Source organism: Corallococcus sp. AB038B (assembly GCF_003668955.1).
Taxonomy (GTDB): Bacteria; Myxococcota; Myxococcia; order Myxococcales; family Myxococcaceae; genus Corallococcus; species Corallococcus exiguus.
Map to the genome: position 1 here is coordinate 2,006,890 of NZ_RAWO01000001.1, position 20,482 is coordinate 2,027,371.

A 20,482-nucleotide genomic window follows, 5' to 3' on the forward strand; every position below is an offset into this window, starting at 1 on the left:
CGGTCACTCGCCGACGAAGGCCGCCCAGTCGTCTGGCGACACCTCCACGCCCGACCCCTTGCACCAGGCGGTGACCTCCGCCTTCCAGGCCGCGGCGCCGCCCCGCAGGGGGAATGCGCGCGTGACCGCGAGCCGTCGAACAGACTCGTGGTCGCGCAGCAGGCTGCGATTGACCGCGCCGACTTCACCGGGCCTCGCGCGCAGGCGCAGCTCCGCCGCCTTCATTGCGCCGTCCTGGCGGAACAGCGTGGACAGGTCCTCCCCCACGGGCGTCTCGGTGAAGGACCAGAGGCCCATCAGTGGCGGTTCGCGGCCTTCCATCAGCGCCGCGTGCAGCCGGTCGTGGCCATCCACCACCAGCCAGCGCTCGGCCAGGGCGAAGTAGGTCAGCAGGATTGGCGGAAGCGTCCCGTCCCGGACGTGCTTGCGCCACGCCTTCACCCGGCTGTCGTCACCAAGCGACGGCGCGCGCAGCGGCATCACCCCACCGCTGCGCTCCGGGAGGACTCCGGGCCCCGCCCAGGACCAGTCCTCCGCGCGGAAGGGCGGGAAGCGCAAGGCCGCGTCGAGCCCGCATGGAGGCTCCGGAAGGACTCCCGTCCCGATGATGGGAACCGTGGAGTAGCCCTGGGCCTTCGTGACGGGTGCTGCCTGGAGCGGCCTCAGGCACCAGCGCCCCGCGTGGAGCAGTGAAGGCTCCGACGCCTCGAACTGGTGGATCCACCACCGGTTCCACGCGGCCCACCATCCTGGGGAGCCTGGATCCGGAGGCCGCCGGGCCTCTTCCGCGGTGATGGGGGCGAACGCGCCCGCGAGCTTCGCCGGGCCGCGCAGCCAGGCACACCCATCCCACCAGTCATCCACCCGCATCCAGAACAGCGGCTGCTCGCCCAGCATCACGCGCAGCAGGTAGGGCCGGGTGGCCTCGACATGGAGCAGGGGGCGCCGTCGCCAGTGTCCCCAGGTGGGGACGGTCAGCAGCAGCCCGGGGCCGCCCACCGGCATCCGCCAATCCGTGTCATCCGCCGTCACGGCGATTCGTGGCTGCATCGGGCGCCTCCTTGGCCCGACACTACACTCGACGGCGGGCCCGGCCTCCAGGCCCGCCGCGAGGCGGCTTCATCCGCTCAGCGCCAGGTGTCGTTCACGGTCGAGGTGCCCGTGGCCGGCGTCGTCAGGGTGCGGTTGGCGCCGCTCTCCCAGGTGACGTTGTTGGCGGCGTCCTTCTTGATGAACTTGTACTCAATCGCCGTGGAGCCCGGCAGCCCGACGGCCGCGCTCCACGTGGGGTAGTTGGCCGCGGACAGCAGGATGGCATTGGCCGGGCTCCAGCTCCCCAGCGCGGCGACGCTGCCCACCACGTACACGTTCTGTCCCACCACGGTGCTCGCCGTGACGTTGAACGTCACCGTGGCCCCGCTGGTGGACGTGGTGACGGAGAGCGCGGAGGACTGCGCGGACGCGTTGCCCGCCGTGTCCCGAGCCCGCACGGTGTAGCTATAAGCCGTGCCCGCAGTCAGCCCCGTGTCCGTGTAGCTGGCCGTCGTGGGCGAGCCCACCAGCGACCCATTGCGATACACGTCATAGCCCGCGATGCCGCTTGAGTCGGTGGATGCCGTCCACGTCAGCGACACGGTGGTCGCTGTCTTCGACGCAGCCACCAGTCCCGAAGGCACCGAGGGCGCTGTGGTGTCCTGTGACGGCGCACCCGCGGAGATGACGCCTGCGTTGAACGTGGAGGTGCCCGCGGGGAAGAAGTAGTTGAGCCCCCCGTTGTTGTCCCACGTGCCACTGCCATTGTTGAAGACGGCCTCCAGTTGCGTGGCCGAGCCCAGGTCCACCGTGTACTTCGCGTAGCCCGAGACCTCCGCGGTCGCCATGGCCGCGCCCGGCGACGTCGTCCACGTGCCGCCCGCCGGACGGTAGTGGATGTACGGCGTGGCATAGCCCTTCTTGTAATAGACGGTCGCCGTGTTGCCAGCGCTGGTGGTGACGGAGAGCGCGGTGCTCGCCGCGGACGTGTTGCCCGCCGCGTCGCGAGCCTTCACCGTGTAGCCATAGGCCGTGTTGGAGGACAGCCCACTGTCCGTGTAGCTCGTGGACGTGGGCGAGCCCACCTGCGTGCCATTGCGGAACACGAGATAGCCCGTCACGCCGACGTTGTCCGTGGACGCGGTCCAGCTCAGTGACACCGTCGTCGCGGACTTCGACGGAGCCGTCAGGCCCGTGGGCACCGACGGCGCCGAGGTGTCACTCACCGGCGCGCCCGCCGTGATGACGCCCGCGTTGAACGTGGAGGTGCCCGTGGGGAACAGGTAGTTGCTCCCGTTGTTGTTGTCCCACGTCCCGCTGCCGTTGTTGAAGACAGCCTCCAGTTGCTGCACGGAGCCCAGGTTCACCGTGTACTTCGCGTAGCCCGTCACTTCGGCATCAGGCATCAGCACGCCCGGTGCCGTCGTCCACGTGCCCCCCGCCGGGCGGTAGTGGAGGTACGGCGTGGCGAAGCCCTTCTTGTAATAGACCGTCGTCGTGTACCCCAGGCCGGTGGTGACGGAGAGCGCCGCGCTGGCCACGGAGGTATTCCCCGCCGCGTCGCGAGCCTTCACGGTGAAGCTGTACGCCGTGCTCGAGGACAGCCCCGTGTCCGTGTACGTCGTCGCCGTGGGCGCTGCCACCTGTGTGCCATTGCGGAACACGAGGTAGTCACTCACGCCATAGTTGTCCGTGGCGGCCGTCCAGCTCAGCACCACCGACGAGCTGGTGACACCCGAAGCGGAGAGCCCCGAGGGCGCCGACGGCGCCGTGGTGTCCGGGGGCAGGGTGGTGACGGAGAGCGCGCTGCTCGCGGCGGACGTGTTGCCCGCCGCATCTCGCGCTCGCACGGTGTAGCTGTACGCCGTGCCCGCCGTGAGCCCGCTGTCCGTGTAGCCCGTCGTGGAAGGCGAGCCCACCTGCGTGCCATTGCGGAACACCTGGTAGCCCGTCACGCCGACGTTGTCCGTGGAGGCCGTCCACGTCAGCGTCACGGAGCGGTCCGTGCGCGTCGACGCGAGCCCCGTGGGGACGGACGGTGCCGTCGTGTCCACGCGAAGGAACGGGTAGGTGCCCGTTACCGGGCCATTGATGTCCTCGATGTACTTGCCGCCCTCCAGCCGGTACTTCCCGGCGCCCACGTAGACGGACTGGATCTCGCTGCGCGTGACGTTGCCGCGCGAGTCGGTGGCCTCGATGTAGTAGTCGAGCACCTGGTCGCGGTAGGCGCCCAGATAGACGTAGTAGAGGTCGCCAATCTCCTGCGCGGCCACCTTCTGCATCACAGGCAGGTGCGCCGGCTGCCACGCCACGCCGTTCATCACCGGCCGCAGCTCGCGGCGCTGGAGCGGATGGTCCACCCAGGCGCCCACGCGCGACGGGTCGATGCCAGGCACGCCCGCGGCCTTCAACGCCGCCGGGTTGTAGACGCGAGGCGTGTTGTCCAGCGGGTCGATGCTCTTCGCCGTGTGCACGCGCACGCGCGCCTTGATGCTGGCGATGCCGCTCACGTCGAAGGCGTAGGTGTACAGCGCGAAGTTGTTGTCGAAGTGGTGCAGCGTCCACCCTTCGGACTTGTCCGTGTTGGGGCTGCCGGGGTTGTACGGCCAGCGCTGCACCCACCAGACGTCCGGGCCCGTGCGGTCCTGCGTCAGCCGGTCCTGCACGTACGGCTTGGAGAAGTAGAGCGACTGGTTGAAGGACAGCGTGGGCTTCACGTTGTCGTCCACGTTCTCGTCGTAGTAGCCGAAGCCGGAGTCCATGGCCGGCAGGAGGAAGTACCAGGCCAGCTCCGCGGGGTTCGCGCCGCCCGCCCAGTCGTTCGCCGCGTCGCCCTTCACCGGGAAGGACAGCATCCACGGGTTGAGCTGGTTGCCCGTATGCGTGACTTGCGAATCCAGCGCCGTGGTGGGCTTCCAGTGGTTGGGGTGCGCGTCCAGCCAGACCTGCTCGGCCGTCTTCGCGTAGTTCATCGCGGCCTGGAGCAGCGCGAAGTTGCGCTCCAGGTAGTGCCAGCCGTGCTCCAGCGACACCGTCATCCCCTCCTGCACGCCGCTCAGGTTCGTCTTGGGCGCCAGGTTGAGACCGGTAGCGGAGTTGAAGGCCGGGAACTGCCCCTTCCAGATGCCAAACGGCAGCCGCCAGTGGTGCCACTGCGGGTCGGATGAAGAGTCGCGCGTGTCCACCCATGAGCCGTCCTGCACGTGCACCACGTCCGTGGAGACGGGCGTGTTGTTGACCAGGTACTCGTCGATGCCCAGGCACTGCACGCCACCGGAGCAGGTGACGGAGCGGCCGTTGAGCCACGTGTCGAGCGAACCCGCGCGCCCGCCGGAGTTGTCGCCGTCATGCGCGAGCACGAAGAACTGCTTCTGGGACACCAGGCCCTCGAAGTTGCGCAGGCCCACCACGTCCACGGTGGCCTGTCCCTCCCAGCCCTCCAGCCAGGAACCGTTCTGGTTGACGGGGATGCCCACGACGCGCGACTCGGCGCCCGTGGCCGGGTCCACGTAGCGCACCCAGTGCGGCGTGGAGGCGAAGGGGTACTTGTTGCGGATGACCTGCTGCTCGTGCGCCATGCCCTCGCTCACCCAGGCGCCCACGGTGCTGGTGTTCTGGAGGTCCGCGCGGTTGGGCGGCGACACCAGCGTGTCCGAGCCCGGGTCGTTGAGGAACGGGTAGTCCTTCAGCGTGCGGGAGAAGTGGTTGTCACCGATGACGGACCACTTCACGCCCAGCTTCGCCAGCGTGGGGATGAGCCGCTCGCTGAAGCCCAGCTCCGTGGGGAAGAAGCCCTTGGAGGCCGTGAAGCCGCTGCCCAGGAAGTACGACTGGGACAGCGTGGCGCTCTGGTAGATGAGGTCCTTGAGGAAGTAGTCCGGCCCCACCAGCGGCCCCATGGAGTGGTGGCCCGTGAAGTGGATGAGGTCCAACGAGCGGTTGCCCGCGGGCGTGCGCAGGTTGGCGTAGCGGTCCCTCCAGGTGGCGCCCCAGTTGGCGTTGTCGTAGCCGGACACGTTGCGGCGGGTGACCAGGTCGTTGACGTTGTTCACCACCGCGCCAGACATGGTGACGTGAATCTGTCCCGTGGAGGCATTGGCCTTCATGTCCGCGGCCACGTCCGGCGGCCAGTATTGATACGCGCCCACCTTCGCGTGGTGCGAGTAATACGTCACCAGGTCGTCGTGCGGCATGGGCGCGCCCGACGGCAGGAAATAGGTGTAGTTGGCCGGAGGTGACTGCTTTATCTGGATGACCTGTCCGTCATACGCGTAGCGGATGGGGCCGCCCACCGGCGTCGCGTTGTATTGGGTCAGGTCGTAGTACGCCCAGAAGTTGGGCATGTGATTGTGATACACGTGCGCGGCGGCGATTTGAGCCTGCGCCTGCTGCGCGTGTAACAGGATGACGGCGAACACCGCGAGCAAGGCCAGTTGCGGCTGTCTTTTCATTGGGCGTCCTCACCGGACGAGAGGGGCCGTCCGGTGGGCGCTGCTTACTGGCGTTTGACTCAAGATTTCCCATGTAAACTGGGAATGACAATCTGTAAATCGATACTGCATCGCGTCAGCCTTTCGTGGAAAGGCTGTCGTTGACAGAGGAGAAGCGGCCTCGGACAGTCGGGTGCGCCATGGCCACCTATCCCGCGTCAGCCCGTGAAGCCTTTGTCCAGTTGCGTACGCTTTCGGAGGCGCTGGCCCGGCCGGAGGAGCGTGCGCGGGCGCTGGCGGAGCTGCGCGAGTTGGCGGAGCTGTCGCGCGACCAGCCGGAGGGCGCGCCGCTGCGGCTGGCGTCGGTGGTGGTGGCGGTGGGCGCGTCCCAGGAGCGGCTGGAGTTGTTGATTCCGCCGTCCATCTTCGCGCCCGAGGCGTGGGCGTTCACGTTCCTGGAGGGGCTCTTGAAGGTCCCGCTGGACGAGTACGCCGGCAAGCAGCTGGTGGAGGTGGGCTCCGGCTCCGGGTGGATCTGCATCGCGCTGGCGAAGTTCACGGGGCTCGCGCGCATCCGGGGGCTGGACCTGAACCCGCAGGCCCCGGCGGTGGGGCTGTGCAACGCGTGGCTCAACGGCGACGAAGCGCTGGTGTCGCGGCTGTCCTTTGGGGAGAGCGACCTGCTGCTCGGCCTGCCCCAGAAGCCGGAGTGGGACTTCATCGTCGGGTGCATCCCGCAGGTGCTGCGCAGTGACGAGCTGCCCGCGGAGCTGGCGCAGGCGGATGCGCAGGCGCTGTTGGATTTGTCCAACTACACCTCGTTGCAGAACGTCTACGAGGACCACTTCGGCCTGGGGCTCATCGCGCGCCTGCTCAACGAGGCGCCGGAGCGGCTGCTGCCGGGAGGGCGGCTGCTCCTGAACCTCGCGGGGCGTCCGGGCCGCGCCATCATCGCGCGGATGTTCACCCGGCGAGGCTTCACCACTCGCATGCGCGTGGCCCGGCGGGTGATGCAGGCGGCGGACACGGACATCCGCCCGCTGGTGTCGCTGGAGCAGCGCACCGGGCGGGAGTTCGAGTTCTTCATGGAGGCCCACAGCCCGGAGCCCCTGCGCGCGGCGACGGCGCTGGGCTGGCTGCAGTCCGGCCACCCCATCTGGCACGAGGTGGCGGTGTGGGAGGCCCACCTGTCGCAGCCCCGGGAAACGCTGGCCCTGCGCGCCGCGCTGCGCTCGCTGGGTATCGCGGCGCTCCAGGAGGAGCTGGACCTGGGGGCGGCGTCCGCGGAGCAGCTGGGCTTCGTCACGGCGCTCGCGGAGCGGCTGTCACAGGCGCCCTTCCTGCCCTACGCGCACGAGGCTGGTGACGCGTCCTTCCGCCGGCTGGTGGCCCGCTACCTGGACCGCCACTTCGGCTTGAGGCTGTCGGAGGACTCGGTGTTCGTCGCGCCGGAGCGCGAGCAGGCCGTCTATTCCTTCCTGCTCGCCACGTGTGACCCCGGGGACACGGTGCTGGTGTCGCGCAGCCTGCACCCGCTCTACGCGCGCGCCCTGGACAAGGCGGGCGTGCGCGCCACCGTGACGCACAACACGCTGGGGGAGATTCGCCGCCTGCTGAGCGCCTTCGACGTGAAGGCCGTGCTTCTGACGGTGGAGCCGGGCGAGCGCACCAACCTGGCGGTGCTGCGCGACATCGTGGCGGAGGCCGCGCGGCGGGGCATCTGGGTGGTGCTGGACGAGAGCGCCTTCTTCAACATCACCGGGGACGTGGAGCCGCGCACCCTCTTCGAGTTCCTCGCGAGGACGCAGCACGCGCCCAACCTGGTCATCCTGTACGGGCTCATCAAGAACGCGGTGTGGCCGGATCTGGAGCTGACGCTGCTGCTCCCCGTACCGGAGCAACTGCGCGCGGACCTGGAGGTGGCGGCGGAGGTGACGTACTCGCGCATCAGCGTGCTGGCGGAGTGGTTCTACGAGCGCACCTTCTCGGAGTTGCTCGCCTTCCGCATGGCCTTCGCGGAGCCGGAGCCGCCCTCTCCGCACCGGGTGGCGGAGGTGCCGCTGCCGCGCTCGAATCGCATCGCGAAGCTGTCGGAGCTGCCCGCGTTCGCGCCGAAGTTCTTCCGCGAGGACGACCCGGAGCTCGTGCGCCTGGACTACGGAGAGAACGAGGGCCCCATGCCGCTGCCGCTGGTGGAGGGGCTCATCGCGGCGGGCGTCGCGCCGCGCGCGGACGGAGCGCAGACGGGGCTGGCAGAGGCCGTGGCGGCCTTCCTGTTGGAGACGCGAGGGGCCCGCTATGTCCCCGAGGACGTCGTGGTGGCGCCCGGCGTCTGGCCGCTCATGCACCACCTGGGCGTGGCGCTGCGCCAGCGGCTGGGGCGGATGCCGCGCGTGTTCCTGGTGACGCCTTGTTACGGCGTACTCGCGCCCACGTTCCTCGCGGCGGGGTGCGAGGTGGAGTCCGGTCCGCTGGGCACGCTGCTGTCACGCCGCGCGCGGGGGACGACGCCGGACGCGGTGGTGCTGTCGCAGCCGGCGAACCCCACGGGGCACTACCTGTCGCACGAGGAGTTGATGGCGCTGGCGACGTTCGTGGTGGAGCAGCGCTGCCTCTGGATCTCGGATGAAATCTTCGGCTTGGTGAACCTCACCAATCCCACGGCGGAGACGGTGCACAGCCCGGTGACGCTGGAGGGCGCGGTGCCCGGCATCGGCGCGCGGACGGTGCTGCTGGGAGGGCTGTCCAAGGAGTTCGCGGCCGGAGGCCTGCGGGTGGGCTGGGTGGCCACGAAGGACCGGGCGCTGGTGGCGGCGCTGCGCGACAGCGCGCCGGGAGTCCTGCACACGCCCACCGCGCGCGCGGCGGCATACCTGTACGCGGCCCATGCTCGAGGACCGGATGGACAGTTGCTCTACGCCGCGCGGCACAAGGCGCTGAGAAACTACCTGGCGCGGATGCGGCGTGAGCTCGCGGAGAAGCGCGCGCTGGTGGCGGAGGCGCTGCCCGACGACGGCCGCGCGGAGGCCACGGAGGCGGGGGGCTTGTTCCTCGCGCCGCCGATGACGGCGTGGCTGGGACGTTCGGTGGATGGGGTGAAGCTCACGCCGGAAAACCTGCCGCGCGTCATCTACGAGCACACACACGTGGTGCTCAACGGCGGCGCATGGTGCGGCGACCCGGAGCGCGTGCGCGCGGTGTTCTCCATTCCCCGGGAGAAGTTGTTGAAGGCCCGCGACCGCCTGCGGACCTTCGGCCAGCGGCTGCGCTGACGGAGCGGCGCTGCGCGGCGTCAAATGATGACCCTGTCGGCCGGGGCGGAGCGGTCCAAACCTGTCCGACAGTCGGACAAGTTTCCGCCGCCCAGGCGAGGCGGACGCTCCCGGCCGAGCAGTTCCAAACCTGTCCGACAGTCGGACAAGTTTCCGCCGCCTGGGGGAGCCAGACGCCTTCCGACCGCGCCGTTCCGAACTTGTCCGACTGTCGGACAGGTTTTGGCTGTGCGCCGCCGGCGGAGGTGTCCCCGGAAGGTTCTCGTGTTCTCAGCCCTTGGGATGGAGCTCATGGCCAAAGGCTGGGGACGAATGGAGGCCCGTGGTGGGCGCGGGCCCGCTGCCACCGGCTGAGGTGACGCGGACCCGGGAGCGTTCCTCTACACTGCGCCGACCCATGCTCCGCTCCCTCGTCGTCCTCCTCTGCTGTTTGCCTGTCGGTGCGATCGCGGCCTCCGAGTCCTGGCTCGTGACGACCGACCTGTGGGGCAACCCCGCCTACCAGTTCCTCACGCTGGAGCGCGACGGGAAGCGCCTCACCGGTGAGCTGGACGGGGACTCGCTGAAGGGTGAGCGCTCGGGCAACGCCGTCCACTTCGTCGTCACGGACTCGCGCCAGCAGACCTATGTCTTCGACGGCAAGGTGAGCGGTGAATCGCTGCGCGGCACCGCGGACTACCCGGACAGCAACAACCCGAAGGCTCGCGCGTCCCATGCCTTCACGGCCCGGTTGCTTCCCGCTCGCCCCGTGGGTGCTCCGCGCGTGCATGACTTCACGCCCACCTCCTGGTCCAACGAGTTCACCGCGCACCGTGCGCCGGTGCTGACCCTCTGGCCGGGCGACACGGTGCGCACCTCGACGCTCGACTCTGGCGGCATGGACGCCAAAGGCGTCACCCGCGCGCTCTTCGGCAATCCGCAGACGGGCCCCTTCTTCATCGCCACCGCGAACCCGGGCGACACGCTGGCCATCCGCATCCGCCGCCTCACGTTGAACCGCACGTTCGCGGACAGCCTGGATGGCATCGTGGGCCGCGCCCTCACGCCGGGCCTCGCCGCGAAGGCGACGGAGCTGGGCAAGCCCGTTCGCTGGAAGCTCGACCCCGAGCGCGGCGTCGCGACGCCGGAGAACCCGACGGAGCGCCTGAAGGCCTTCACCGTGCCGCTGCGGCCCATGCTGGGCGGCCTGGCCGTGGCGCCCGGCTTCGGCTCCGCACCCCTGTCCACCGGCGACACGGGCCGCTACGGCGGCAACATGGACTTCAACGAGATCGTGGAGGGCAACACCGTCTACCTGCCCGTGGCGCAGCCCGGAGCGCTCCTGTACCTGGGCGACGCGCACGCCGCCCAGGGCGACGGCGAGACGTCCCAGTACGCGCTGGAGACCTCCATGGACGTCGAGTTCACCGTGGAGGTCCTGCACGGCAAGCCGCCGCCCTCCACGCCCCGCGTCGAGTCCCCCACCCACCTGATGGCGCTGGGGCAGGGTGGTTCACTGGACGACGCCCTGCGCTCCGCGACGCAGGGGCTGACGCAGTGGCTGGAGCAGGACTACGGACTCACCCTGTCGGAGAGCGCGCAGGTGCTGGGCAGCTCCGTGCAGTACGTCGTCGCGAACCTCGCCGGACGCAGCGTGGGCGTCGCCGCGAAGCTGGACAAGGCGCGGCTCCAGGCCCTCCGTCCCCCGGTGAAGTGAGCTGTATTCCCAGGTGCGTCCAGGGCCCCGGAAAATGGGGCGGAAATGCCGTGTCGATTCCGCGGCCCCTCGTTCGACGTGGAGATGAACCCTCCCGGTCACCCGGGAGCCCTTCTTCCATCGAACCGGGAGCCTCCCATGGCCAGCAAGATCGCAATCGCCGTCTTCGTCCTCGTCGTCGCGCTGGGCGCCTTCGTCGCCACCCGCCCGGACCACTTCCGCATCGAGCGCAACGCGCTCGTGGGCGCGCCCCCGGCCACCGTCTTCGCGCAGATCAACGACCTGCACCGGTTCGACACGTGGAACCCGTTCCACTCCGAGCCCGGGCCTGGCGTGATCAATGTCTTCGCCGGGCCCAACGAAGGACCGGGCGCCAGCTTCACCTACGGCGGCGGTGAGGCCGGGGATGGGCGCATGACCATCGTGGAGAGCCAGCCCGGAGCGCGCGTCGTCCTCAAGCTGGAGTTCTTCAAGCCGTTCGAAGCCACCAACCAGGCCACCTTCACGCTCACGCCGGAGAACGGCGGCACCCGCGTGAGCTGGGCGATGGAGGGCGAGAACACCCTGATGGGCAAGGCGATGTCGCTCGTCGTGAACATGGACACGATGCTCGGCAAGGAGTTCGAGCGGGGCCTCGCGAACCTGGACGCCGTCGCGCGAGGCGTCACCCCGGCTCCCAGCGCGAACGCCCAGGCCGACGCGGCGACGCCCGCCCCGGCGCTCTGAGGACGCGCCTCAGTCCTCCAGCGCCCGGTAGGCGCCCTTGGAGAACTCCATGGCCAGGGCTTCGTCGTCGGGGCCCTGCGCCCGTCGCTGCATCAGGAGGATGGCCGTTAGGTCCTGCCGGGGATCGATGAAGAACATCGGGCCGTAACCGCCGCCCCAGCCGTAGCGTCCAGCGGTGGGCGAGACACCATCCGGCTTCGTGCACACGGAGCCGCCGAAGCCCCAGCCCGACGCATCCCAGAAGCCGGGGAAGAAGGGCGAGGCGGCCTTCTGCTCCTCCGGAATCTGATCCGTCAGCATCTCCTGGACGCTCGCGGAGGACAGCAGGCGGGTGTTCCCGGCCTGTCCTCCGCTCAGCAGCATCCGGCAGAAGGCGAGCAGGTCATCGGCCGTGGACACCAGCCCTCCCTGGCCTCCTCCCGAGGGAAACGCGGGCGGTCGTGACCAGAAGCTGTCCGCCGGTGTGTCCCACGCCTCCAGCCTTCCCGTGGCGTCGTCGCGCGCGTAGGCCGTCGTGAGCCGGTCGAGCTTCTCCGCGGGCACGGTGAACGCCGTGTCCTTCATGCCCAGCGGGACGAAGAGCCGCTCGCGCAGGAAGTCGTCGAAGCGCATGCCCGAGGCCCGCGCGACCAGCACGCCCAGGACTTCGTAGCCGGTGTGATAGGCCCACCGCTCTCCGGGTTGATGCATGAGCGGCAGCGTGCCCAGCCGACGCATGAATTCGTCGGGCGGATCCGTGAGCGCTTGGAAGCCGGGCGACACCCGGGCTTCGCTCATGGCCCGCTGGATGGGATGCGTGCCGGGCCGCGCCATCACCGCGCCCAGGCCCCAACGCAGCGTGAGCAGGTCCCGCACGGTGATGGCGCGCTTCGCGGGAACGGTGTCGTCGAGCGGGCCGCCGGGCATGCGCAGGACGCGGCGGTCCGCCAGCTCCGGCAGCCACGGGTCGACGGCGCCGTCGAGCGGGAGCCTCCCGTCCTCCACGAGCATCAGCGTGGCCGCCGCCGTGATGGGCTTGGCCATGGACGCGAGCCGGAAGAGGCTGTCCCGCCGCATGGGCGGGCCGGAAGACGTGAGGCCCTGCGTGCCCAGCACATCGACGTGTACGGTCTCCCCGCGAGCGACGAGTGCGACGACGCCGGGGAGATCACCGCGTTCGACGTGGCCGCGCAGGGCGGACGTCACATCGGCGAGCCGTGGCGGGGAAAGCGCGGCGGAGCGTGGGTGCATGCCTTGAGTCTAGACCCTCGACGCCAGCCGCAAGTCCTGAAGCGTGGGGACCGTCGAGCGCTCAGCGCTTCGCGAGGATGAAGGCGGTGACGGAATAGCGCTGATGGCCCCGTGCCTCGGACGTCCATTCGGTCACGCGGTGAGGGGCACCCCTCGCGCGGAAGATGAACACCGAGTTGAAGAGCGGCGGAATGCGCATCATGTCCGCGTCCACTTCGGGATGCCGGAAGGTGAGGACGCCGCCGAAGCGGTCCTCCCACGGGCGCGTGAAGTTGTAGACGACGGCGAGCCCTTCCTCGTCCGTGTCCCGGTGCTCCGGGAAGAACTCGCCCACCTCCATGCGGGACACCTGCACCTGCCGCGTCTCCAGCGGCTCGGGCCAGCCGACCAGCGCGGCGTGGAAGGCCGCGCCGTCCGCGCTCTGGAGCCACGCGCAGAAGTCCGTCAGGGCGGAGGGCTCCTGTTGCTTCAACGGCGCGATGTGCAGCGGATAGGGCCCGTGGTGGTGACGCACGAAGCGCGCGTCGCGCAGGGCCTGGTGCAGGGCCTCGGCGCGCTCGGGGAGGAGGGCGTCCCGGAGGCAGAGGTGCGGCACCCGTCCGCCTTCGATGAACTCCTGGCGGAGCGTGGCGTGCAGGGCTTCGGATACGAAGGCCAGGCGCGTCCACGCGGTCGCGGACGCCGGGAACACCTCCGGCTTCGGGGACGGGACGGGGCCGAAGATGCTTTCGGCGTAGTCCGAGATGAAGAACCCGCTCGGGCGCTCAGGCCTTGGAGACGAGGTAGCTGGCGAGCCGGGTGATGACTTTGCCGTCGCGCGGATCATCGAAGAAGGAGATGGCGGGAGTGGGGTTGAATTCAAGCGCCACGAAGGCGCCGTCAGGCGTGCGCCGCAGGTCCACCGCCGTGAAGACCATGCCCAGCGCTTTGGCGCCCTTGAGGCACACCGCCCAGGCCTCCTTCGGCAGGCGGGCGGGCTTCACCCGGTGAAGGTTCTGCCTCGCGTCCACCACGCCGTCGGTGGGGATGTGGAAGGCGGACACGGGCTCGCCGTCGAGCACGTAGGCGCGGAACTCGTCGCCCTGGATCTGTTCCTGGAACAGCACCGGACAGTTGGCGAGCAGTTGGAGCCGTGCCTCGGTGAGGTCCTCCTTCTCTACCTTGCGGACCAGCGCACCGCCGCTCAGGGGCTTGTAGATGACGGCCCGGTGGCGCGTGACGAACTCGCGCACCGCATCCGGTGAGGCGGTGGCCAGGGTGCTGGGAACGGGAATGCGGTGGCGGCGCAGCAGGGCCAGCTGTTGCAGCTTCAGGTAATGCAGCTCCACCGCCTCCATCGGGTTGACGAATGCGCCGCCGCGCCGGTGGAGCGAACGCAGCACGGAGTGGAGGAACGACTGGCGCTCCCGCTCCGCCAGGTACTGCTCCTGCCAGCGCGGGAAGTTGCGCTCGGACAGGGCCTCGGCCTCGGGGACCGGGAGCGAGAGGCGCACGAGCTTGAGGTAGAACGAGCGCAGGTCACTGAGACATTCACCGTCCCAGTGCACGTCTCCGTCCTGCCAGCTCAACGCGGCGGAGTCCGGGACCCGGTCTGTTTCCAGGACGATGGCTCGCGCACGACGCCGCTCCACCGCTTCGGCGACGAAGCGGGTGGCGTCATCCGAGCGCGAGCCGATGACCACGACCTTCTTGCGAGACGTCATGGGGTCCGTGACTTCGCCTGCCTGTCGTTCAGACCGGGCTGTCCATCTTGACCTTCAGGACGCCGCCATCCAGCGGCTTGAGGTCCGGGAGCTTCGAGCCACGGGTCGGGTCGTCCATCATGACCTTCACCCGGCCACCATCCGGCGGCGTGAAGTCCGGGAGCTTCGAGCCACGGGTCGGGTCGTCCATCATGACCTTCACCCGGCCGCCGTCCGGCGGAGTGAAGTCCGGCAGGTTCAAGCCACCAGTCGGATCATCCATCCGGACCTTCACCCGGCCGCCATCCGGCGGAGTGAAATCCGGCAGGTTCAAGCCACCGGTCGGATCATCCATCCGGACCTTCACCCGGCCGCCATCCGGCGGAGTGAAGTCCGGGAGCTTCGAGCCACGGGTCGGATCATCCATCATGACCTTCACCCGGCCGCCGTCCGGCGGAGTGAAATCCGAGAGCTTCGAGCCACGGGTGGGGTCGTCCATCATGACCTTCAACACGCCGCTGTCCTTCGGCGGCTTGAGGCCGACGCCGTCACCCACGAACTGATCCGCGAGCTCACGGGCCTTCGGGGTCAACTTGACCTTCTCGAAGACGTCTCGAACCTGGTGCTTCTGCTGGGGGCTCAGCTGGCTCGCGTCAGTGCCCTGGAGCGCCTTCTTGAGGGCCGGGGCGCCCACTGCCTTGCCGTCCGTGCTGGCGGTCTTCAGGGCGGTCTGCAGCGACGAGACGAAGCCCGTGGGGGATTTGATCTGGGTCATAAAGATTCCTTTGAAAAGGTTATCGGCATGCCCAGGCAGGAGTTGCCTGATTCTCTGAGGATGAGAGTCCCGGTAGAGCAGGGGGCTGCCTGACCGCCCGCCGTCTTCCTTCGGGGCGTGTGCGTCCCAACCCTTGAAGACAAGGGGAGGAGACACCATGGCGCACCGAGACGACGGACTGCTGGTGCGAGCGCTCGCGGAGTCCGTGAGGCCGCTCCAGGGGACGCGGGAGGACTTCGGGCCCCTGATGGACCTGGTGGGGAACGCGACGTGCGTGCTGATTGGCGAAGCGACCCACGGCACGCATGAGTTCTACCGGCTGCGCGCGCTCCTGACGCGGAGGCTCATCGAGGAGAAGGGCTTCAACGCCGTCGCGGTGGAGGCGGACTGGCCGGATGCGTACCGGATCAACCGCTACGTGCGGGCCATGGGCCACGACGCGGACGCGGTGGAGTCGCTCTCCGACTTCCAACGGTTCCCCGCATGGATGTGGCGCAACGCGGACGTGCTGGACTTCGCGGGCTGGCTGCGGACGCACAACGACCGCCACTCCGCGCGGGAGAAGGTCGGGTTCTACGGGCTGGACCTCTACAGCCTCCACGCCTCCATGGGCGCGGTGCTGAAGTACCTGGACCGGGCGGATCCGGAGGCCGCGAAGCGCGCCCGGAACCGCTACGCGTGCTTCGAACACTTCGGCGAGGACCCGAAGGACTACGGCCACGCGACGTCGCTGGGCCTGTCTCCGGATTGCGAGCGGCAGGTCATCGACCAGCTCCGTGAGCTGCAACGGGAGCGCGAGGCCCTGCTGCGCCGGGACGGATTCATCGCGGAGGACGCGCAGTTCGAAGCGGAGCAGAACGCCCGGGTCGTCCAGAACGCGGAGGAGTACTACCGGTCCATGTTCCATGGGCGCATCTCGTCCTGGAACCTGCGCGACACGCACATGGCGGACACGCTGGATTCGCTGATGGGCTTCCTGAGGCGGCGGCTGGGGGCCGCGCGCGTCGTGGTCTGGGCCCACAACTCGCACGTCGGTGATGCGCGCGCGACGGAGATGGGGGAGGCGGGCGAGGTGAACCTGGGACAGCTGACGCGCCAGCGGCACCCGCGAGTGACGAGGCTCATCGGCTTCAGCACGTACCGGGGCACCGTCACCGCGGCCACCAACTGGAGTGGGACCGCCGAGCGCAAGCAGGTCCGCCACGGGCTTGCGGGCAGCTGCGAGTCCCTCTTCCATCAGGTCGGCCTGCCTGGCTTCCTGCTGGACCTCCGCGAACTGGGAGAGGCCGCCGGAGCACTCCGCGAGCGGCGCCTGCAACGGGCCATCGGCGTCATCTACCGGCCCGAAACGGAGCGCAGGAGCCACTACTTCCACACGCGGTTGCCGGAGCAGTTCGACGCGATGCTGCACATCGATGAGACGCGTGCGCTCGAACCGCTGGAGCGCACCGCCGGATGGGAGCGCGGTGAAGCACCGGAGACCTATCCGACGGGCCTGTAGCCGCCACGGGCTCAGGGGGCCTTGGAGGGGCGGTGATACAACTTGCGCAGCTCCTCCTTGGCCTCCTGGAGCGCCCGTCTGCGGGATGCAGGGAGGTTCCGGCCCGCGCGGTTGCCGTAGAACGAAAGCATCGACATGGCTGACTGGAACGGCGACGCCTTGCGCCGGTGGCTCTGCTCGGCGGAGCGTTTCACCGAGCGGGCGATCTCCTTCGGTGAGCGCTTGAAGACCTGTTCCTCCAGAGTCATCGCATCGCTGTGCTCCGTCACCTCGCGGGACCAGTAGCGCCGCTTCGCCGCGGGTCGCTTCGCCGTGCCGCGAGAGGCGGTTGCCATGCGCTTGCGGGAAGGGGCGGGGCCATGTGGCTTCTTTGTCGTGCCGGGCATCGCGGTTAACTCCGGGGCCGGCTGGTCGCCTTACGGGTAGCCGCCGCCTTGCGAGCGGATGCCTTACGGGCGGTGGTCGTGCGCTTGCGTGAGGCGCTCTTCGCCTGGGCGGACAGGGCCTGCTTGGAAGCCGCCTGACGGCCCTCCCGCTTGAGCGCACCCTGCGTGGCCTTGCTCCGCTTCTGCGACGGTGCCCGAGGCTTGCGCTCCTGCTGACCCACTTCCAGGTCCTGCTTCGCCGAGCGCCGTGTGCGCGCGGAGGCCTGCTCCTTCGTGGGAGGTTTCAGCGGTACGCCCGCGCGTCGCGCCTTCGACAGGCCAATCGCGATGGCTTGCTTCGAAGAGCGTGCGCCGTGCGCGCCTTCGCGGATGTGCTCCAGTTCCTCATGCACGAACTCACCCGCCGCGGTGCTGGCGCTCTTGCCTTCGCGCAGGTCCTTCTTCGCTCGTTCAACGGTCGCCTTGTCGGGCATGGCTTCCTCCCATTCGGGTTACGGTCCCTGGCCCAAAGGTGCGGACGCTCCGCGCCCAGGCAAGCCGTGTCCCGTGTCCGGAGGGAGCCCCATGCGGTGGTGGTGCCTCGCGCTGTTGCTTGCTTCCTGTTCGGCGCACCGCTCCTCCGGTGGTGTCGCGCCGGACGATGCGAACGCGCGAGACCTGCGCGCCCGCATCCACGAGGCCCGGGGCGAAGCCGCCACCGAGTCCCGGCAGTGGAGCGTGGCTGCGGCGTCGTTCGCGCTCGCTCGGGCCTCGCGGGATTCGCTCGCCGCGCAGTGGGGACAGGGCCAGGCGGTGGACCGCGCCTCCACGCTGCGCTGGTCGAAGCGCATCCAGGGTTCGGTGCTCGCCCTGGCGTTCACGCCGGACGGCCGCGTGCTGGCGTCCGGGCATTACGACTCCGTCGTCCGGCTCTGGGACGTGGATCGCGGCGAGCTGCTGGCGGAACTCAAGGGCCACACGTCCGAGGTCCACGCCGTCGCCTTCTCGCCGGACGGCCGCTGGCTGGCTTCCGCGGGAAGGCCCGGCGAGCTCCGGGTCTGGGATTGGCGCCAGGGCCGGCCGCACGCGGTGATTCCCGGCAACACCGACGTCGTGCTCGGGCTGGCGTTCTCGCCCGACGGCAGGCGGCTGGCCTCCGGTGGTCTGGACAAGGCGGTCCGCGTCTGGGACTTCGAGACAGGCGCCGAACAGCTGCGCTTCGAGCACGACGACAACGTCATCGCCGTCGCCTTCTCTCCGGATGGCAAGCGGCTGCTGTCCACGAGCGCGGACCGGAGCGCGCGGGTCTGGGACCTGGAGTCGCGCAAGGAGTTCCTCCGCCTCGTGGGCCACGGGGAGAAGGTGGAGGCGGGCGCGTTCTCCTCGGACGGACAGCGCATCATGACCGCGGCGGGCGACCGGGCCGTGCGCTTCTGGGACGCCCGCTCGGGGCAGCTCACCGACGTGTTTCGCAACTCCGGCGACGTCTCCGTGGCCGCCATCGACGGCGGGTTCCAGCTCCTGCTTCAGGGCGGATGGGACGGGCGCGTGCAGTTCATCGATGGCCATGGGGGCGCGCTGCTGGAGCGGATGGATGCGCATCATGCCGCCGTGATGAGCGTGGCCTTGTCACCGGACGGGCGCACGTTTGCTTCGGGCGGGATGGACGGCGTCCTCGACGTGTGGCGCCGGCCGGAGGTCCCCGCGCAGGTGCTGCTTCGTGGACCCGGTGTCTGGGTGGAGGCGCTCGCGTTCTCCCAGGACCGCGAGTTGATGACAGGCGGTGAGGATGGCTGGCGGCGGTGGCGCATCGCGGAGGGAAGGGAACTCCATCCGGAAGTGGGAGGAACAGAGTCCGCGGTGTCCCTGGCGGTGAGCCCGGACCGCGAGCGCATCGCGGTGGGAACGCTGAAGGGGAGGGTGCTCGTGCTGGATGCGCGTTCGGGGCGGATGCTGCTGGAGTTGCCAGCGGCGAACGGCTCCGTGCGCGCGGTGGCCTTCAGCCCGGATGGGGCGCTCCTCGCGGTGGCAGGCGATCCAGACATCCAACTCTGGTCCGTGGCCGACAGCAGGCCCGTGGGGCTGCTCCAGGGACACACCGGCAAGGTGTGGACCCTGGCCTTCGACAGCACGGGGCGCAGGCTCGCGTCGGGCAGTGCGGACAAGACGGTGCGGACCTGGGACGTGGAGCGGCGTCAGCCCCTCTTGCGGCTCGACATGGGCGAGCCCGTGCGCGCCGTGGTCTTCACGCCGTCCGAACCCCACCTGGTGACGGCGGGAATGCGGCAGCCCCTCCGCGTCTGGGACGTGATGGAGGGCCGACTGTTGAAGACGATGGACGCGAAGACCGTGGGCGTGCTCGCCCTGGCCGTGTCACCGGATGGCCGCTTCCTGGCTTCGTCAGGCGTGGAGGCAGGGGTGAAGGTCTGGGGGCTGCACGCCGGCGAACAGCTGGGGACGCTCACGGGCCAGCAGGGCTTCGTGGCGGCCCTGGCCTTCTCACCGGACGGCGCGTTCCTCGTCTCCGCGGCCTCCGACCGGACGCTCCAACTGAACCGGTTCGACTCCGTCGCCCATCCATCCCCGGCGGGAGCAGGCATCGACGAACTCCTGCGCCGCTATGGGCTCGTCTGGGACAAGGCGCGGCTCCTTGTCACACCAGCCGCAGGAAGCGATTGAGGTCGCGGAACAACCAGAGGGGATTTCCGTACCAGACGGCCATCTCCAGCACCCCCGCCCAGACGACGAGCCCCAGCCGCACCGCCGTGGGCCAGCGAGGAGCGCGCAACACGCCCACGCACAAAGGCACCAGCAGCAGCGCGGACGCATGCCACCAGTGGCGCGTGTCGATGACCGCGAGCAACACGCCCAACCCCACCGACGCGGTCACCAGCCCGTCCGACCCGCGCCAGGAGAGCGCCAGCACCGCCGCGCTCAAGCCCATCACCAGGGCCACGGTGCCGGGCTCACCCAGGATGGAAGGTGTCGCCGCATCCGTTTGCGCGGCCAGCGGCGCCATCCACAGGAACGTGCGCACGCAGAGGACCCCCGCCGCCGACACCCCGAGCAGCGTGCCCCACGGCCACTGACGCACCGGCCGCCCATGCACCACGCGCCACAGCGCCACCACACCCACGGCGACGAGGACGAGCGCCCGGTAGTGCAACAGCGCCGCGAGCGCCAGCCAGCGCAACGCGACCACCGGCCGGTCCTTCGCGAGCGCCGCCAGCGCCAGCACCCCGCACACGAGCCACGCGCCGTCGTACTGGCCATAAAGCGCCAGCCGCATCAGCACCAACCAGCAGAGGCCCCCCACCGCCCAACGGCCACCCGCCGGAAGCCCATCCAGGAGCCGCAGCGCCGCGTAGAGCGCCACATGCGCGAAGGCCAGCAGGTACAGCAGGCACACCTGCCCGAAGGCCTGGGGCGACATGGGCATCCACTCGCCCACGAGCGCCAGGGGCAGGAAGAGCACCAGCGCGCCGGGCGGATAGACGTAAGGCACCTCCAGCCACTGGTCGATGGCCTGTCGGTACGGGACGCCTTCACGAAGCTCGCCCAGCGGCGCGGTGTAGAGCGCCTGGAGCCCGCGATGCAGTCCCACCCAGACCACGTACGGATGGCGCACGTGGTCCGTGTAGCCCTCTTTCATCGTCCCCCGTGACGTCACCCCGGACAGGGGGACGGCGGAGAGCACGAGGAGTGACAGCAGCGTGAGCAGTCCCCACCGCGCGGCGGGATACCGGACGAGGATGCCGGGGCCTTCCATGACG

14 protein-coding genes are annotated in these 20,482 nt (G+C 69.6%); 5 read left to right on the forward strand and 9 right to left on the reverse strand.

Annotation, left to right across the window (positions count from 1 at the left end; translation table 11 throughout):
- Positions 1–3 precede the first annotated feature (3 nt).
- Positions 4–1,050, reverse strand: coding sequence for a hypothetical protein (locus tag D7Y04_RS08420; RefSeq protein ID WP_121758871.1), 1,047 nt, complete (start codon positions 1,048–1,050; stop codon positions 4–6).
- 77 nt (positions 1,051–1,127) lie between these two features.
- Complete coding sequence (locus D7Y04_RS08425; RefSeq protein ID WP_121758872.1) at positions 1,128–5,483, reverse strand: carbohydrate binding domain-containing protein; 4,356 nt, start codon at positions 5,481–5,483, stop codon at positions 1,128–1,130.
- A 179-nt stretch (positions 5,484–5,662) separates the two neighbouring features.
- Between D7Y04_RS08425 and D7Y04_RS08430 the strand changes: the two genes are divergently transcribed.
- From D7Y04_RS08430 to D7Y04_RS08440, 3 genes are all read left to right on the forward strand, one after another.
- Complete coding sequence (locus tag D7Y04_RS08430) at positions 5,663–8,734, forward strand: aminotransferase class I/II-fold pyridoxal phosphate-dependent enzyme (protein WP_121758873.1); 3,072 nt, start codon at positions 5,663–5,665, stop codon at positions 8,732–8,734.
- Between the two features lie 469 nt (positions 8,735–9,203).
- Positions 9,204–10,430, forward strand: a complete 1,227-nt coding sequence (locus tag D7Y04_RS08435; RefSeq protein WP_233601308.1) for an acetamidase/formamidase family protein — start codon at positions 9,204–9,206, stop codon at positions 10,428–10,430.
- A gap of 138 nt (positions 10,431–10,568) precedes the next feature.
- Positions 10,569–11,156, forward strand: coding sequence for an SRPBCC family protein (locus D7Y04_RS08440; RefSeq protein ID WP_158627467.1), 588 nt, complete (start codon positions 10,569–10,571; stop codon positions 11,154–11,156).
- 9 nt (positions 11,157–11,165) lie between these two features.
- Here D7Y04_RS08440 and D7Y04_RS08445 read toward each other — a convergent pair whose 3' ends face one another.
- From D7Y04_RS08445 to D7Y04_RS08460, 4 genes are all read right to left on the reverse strand, one after another.
- Positions 11,166–12,386: a serine hydrolase gene (locus D7Y04_RS08445; RefSeq protein ID WP_121758876.1), complete on the reverse strand. Its 1,221-nt coding sequence runs from the start codon at positions 12,384–12,386 to the stop codon at positions 11,166–11,168.
- A gap of 61 nt (positions 12,387–12,447) precedes the next feature.
- A complete protein-coding gene (locus tag D7Y04_RS08450) occupies positions 12,448–13,077 on the reverse strand; it encodes a 2OG-Fe(II) oxygenase (RefSeq protein WP_233601309.1) in 630 nt (209 codons plus the stop codon).
- A 73-nt stretch (positions 13,078–13,150) separates the two neighbouring features.
- On the reverse strand, positions 13,151–14,089 hold the full coding sequence (locus tag D7Y04_RS08455) for a RimK family alpha-L-glutamate ligase (protein ID WP_121758878.1): 939 nt from the start codon (positions 14,087–14,089) through the stop codon (positions 13,151–13,153).
- Between the two features lie 28 nt (positions 14,090–14,117).
- Positions 14,118–14,843: a hypothetical protein gene (locus tag D7Y04_RS08460; RefSeq protein WP_121758879.1), complete on the reverse strand. Its 726-nt coding sequence runs from the start codon at positions 14,841–14,843 to the stop codon at positions 14,118–14,120.
- A gap of 157 nt (positions 14,844–15,000) precedes the next feature.
- Between D7Y04_RS08460 and D7Y04_RS08465 the strand changes: the two genes are divergently transcribed.
- Positions 15,001–16,344, forward strand: a complete 1,344-nt coding sequence (locus tag D7Y04_RS08465; RefSeq protein WP_121758880.1) for an erythromycin esterase family protein — start codon at positions 15,001–15,003, stop codon at positions 16,342–16,344.
- An 11-nt stretch (positions 16,345–16,355) separates the two neighbouring features.
- Here D7Y04_RS08465 and D7Y04_RS08470 read toward each other — a convergent pair whose 3' ends face one another.
- Together D7Y04_RS08470 and D7Y04_RS08475 are read right to left on the reverse strand one after the other, a co-directional pair.
- The gene (locus D7Y04_RS08470) at positions 16,356–16,679 is read right to left on the reverse strand and encodes a DUF3175 domain-containing protein (RefSeq protein WP_120593815.1); all 324 of its coding nucleotides are present in this window, start codon (positions 16,677–16,679) and stop codon (positions 16,356–16,358) included.
- A gap of 56 nt (positions 16,680–16,735) precedes the next feature.
- A complete protein-coding gene (locus D7Y04_RS08475) occupies positions 16,736–17,203 on the reverse strand; it encodes a transcription elongation factor (RefSeq protein WP_121758881.1) in 468 nt (155 codons plus the stop codon).
- A gap of 91 nt (positions 17,204–17,294) precedes the next feature.
- Between D7Y04_RS08475 and D7Y04_RS08480 the strand changes: the two genes are divergently transcribed.
- Positions 17,295–19,388, forward strand: a complete 2,094-nt coding sequence (locus tag D7Y04_RS08480) for a WD40 repeat domain-containing protein (protein WP_121758882.1) — start codon at positions 17,295–17,297, stop codon at positions 19,386–19,388.
- On the opposite strand, the gene D7Y04_RS08485 is transcribed toward D7Y04_RS08480, so the two are convergent.
- A complete protein-coding gene (locus D7Y04_RS08485) occupies positions 19,363–20,478 on the reverse strand; it encodes a hypothetical protein (protein ID WP_121758883.1) in 1,116 nt (371 codons plus the stop codon). The genes D7Y04_RS08480 and D7Y04_RS08485 overlap by 26 nt on opposite strands.
- Between the last annotated feature and the right edge of the window lie 4 nt (positions 20,479–20,482).

Coding starts and splice junctions, on each gene's coding strand:
- D7Y04_RS08445 (WP_121758876.1), bottom strand. CDS start 12,386: ATGCACCCACGCTCCGCCGCGCTTTCCCCGCCACGGCTCGCCGATGTG.
- D7Y04_RS08465 (WP_121758880.1), top strand. CDS start 15,001: ATGGCGCACCGAGACGACGGACTGCTGGTGCGAGCGCTCGCGGAGTCC.
- D7Y04_RS08475 (WP_121758881.1), bottom strand. CDS start 17,203: ATGCCCGACAAGGCGACCGTTGAACGAGCGAAGAAGGACCTGCGCGAA.
- D7Y04_RS08460 (WP_121758879.1), bottom strand. CDS start 14,843: ATGACCCAGATCAAATCCCCCACGGGCTTCGTCTCGTCGCTGCAGACC.
- D7Y04_RS08480 (WP_121758882.1), top strand. CDS start 17,295: ATGCGGTGGTGGTGCCTCGCGCTGTTGCTTGCTTCCTGTTCGGCGCAC.
- D7Y04_RS08430 (WP_121758873.1), top strand. CDS start 5,663: ATGGCCACCTATCCCGCGTCAGCCCGTGAAGCCTTTGTCCAGTTGCGT.
- D7Y04_RS08455 (WP_121758878.1), bottom strand. CDS start 14,089: ATGACGTCTCGCAAGAAGGTCGTGGTCATCGGCTCGCGCTCGGATGAC.
- D7Y04_RS08485 (WP_121758883.1), bottom strand. CDS start 20,478: ATGGAAGGCCCCGGCATCCTCGTCCGGTATCCCGCCGCGCGGTGGGGA.
- D7Y04_RS08470 (WP_120593815.1), bottom strand. CDS start 16,679: ATGGCAACCGCCTCTCGCGGCACGGCGAAGCGACCCGCGGCGAAGCGG.
- D7Y04_RS08440 (WP_158627467.1), top strand. CDS start 10,569: ATGGCCAGCAAGATCGCAATCGCCGTCTTCGTCCTCGTCGTCGCGCTG.
- D7Y04_RS08420 (WP_121758871.1), bottom strand. CDS start 1,050: ATGCAGCCACGAATCGCCGTGACGGCGGATGACACGGATTGGCGGATG.
- D7Y04_RS08425 (WP_121758872.1), bottom strand. CDS start 5,483: ATGAAAAGACAGCCGCAACTGGCCTTGCTCGCGGTGTTCGCCGTCATC.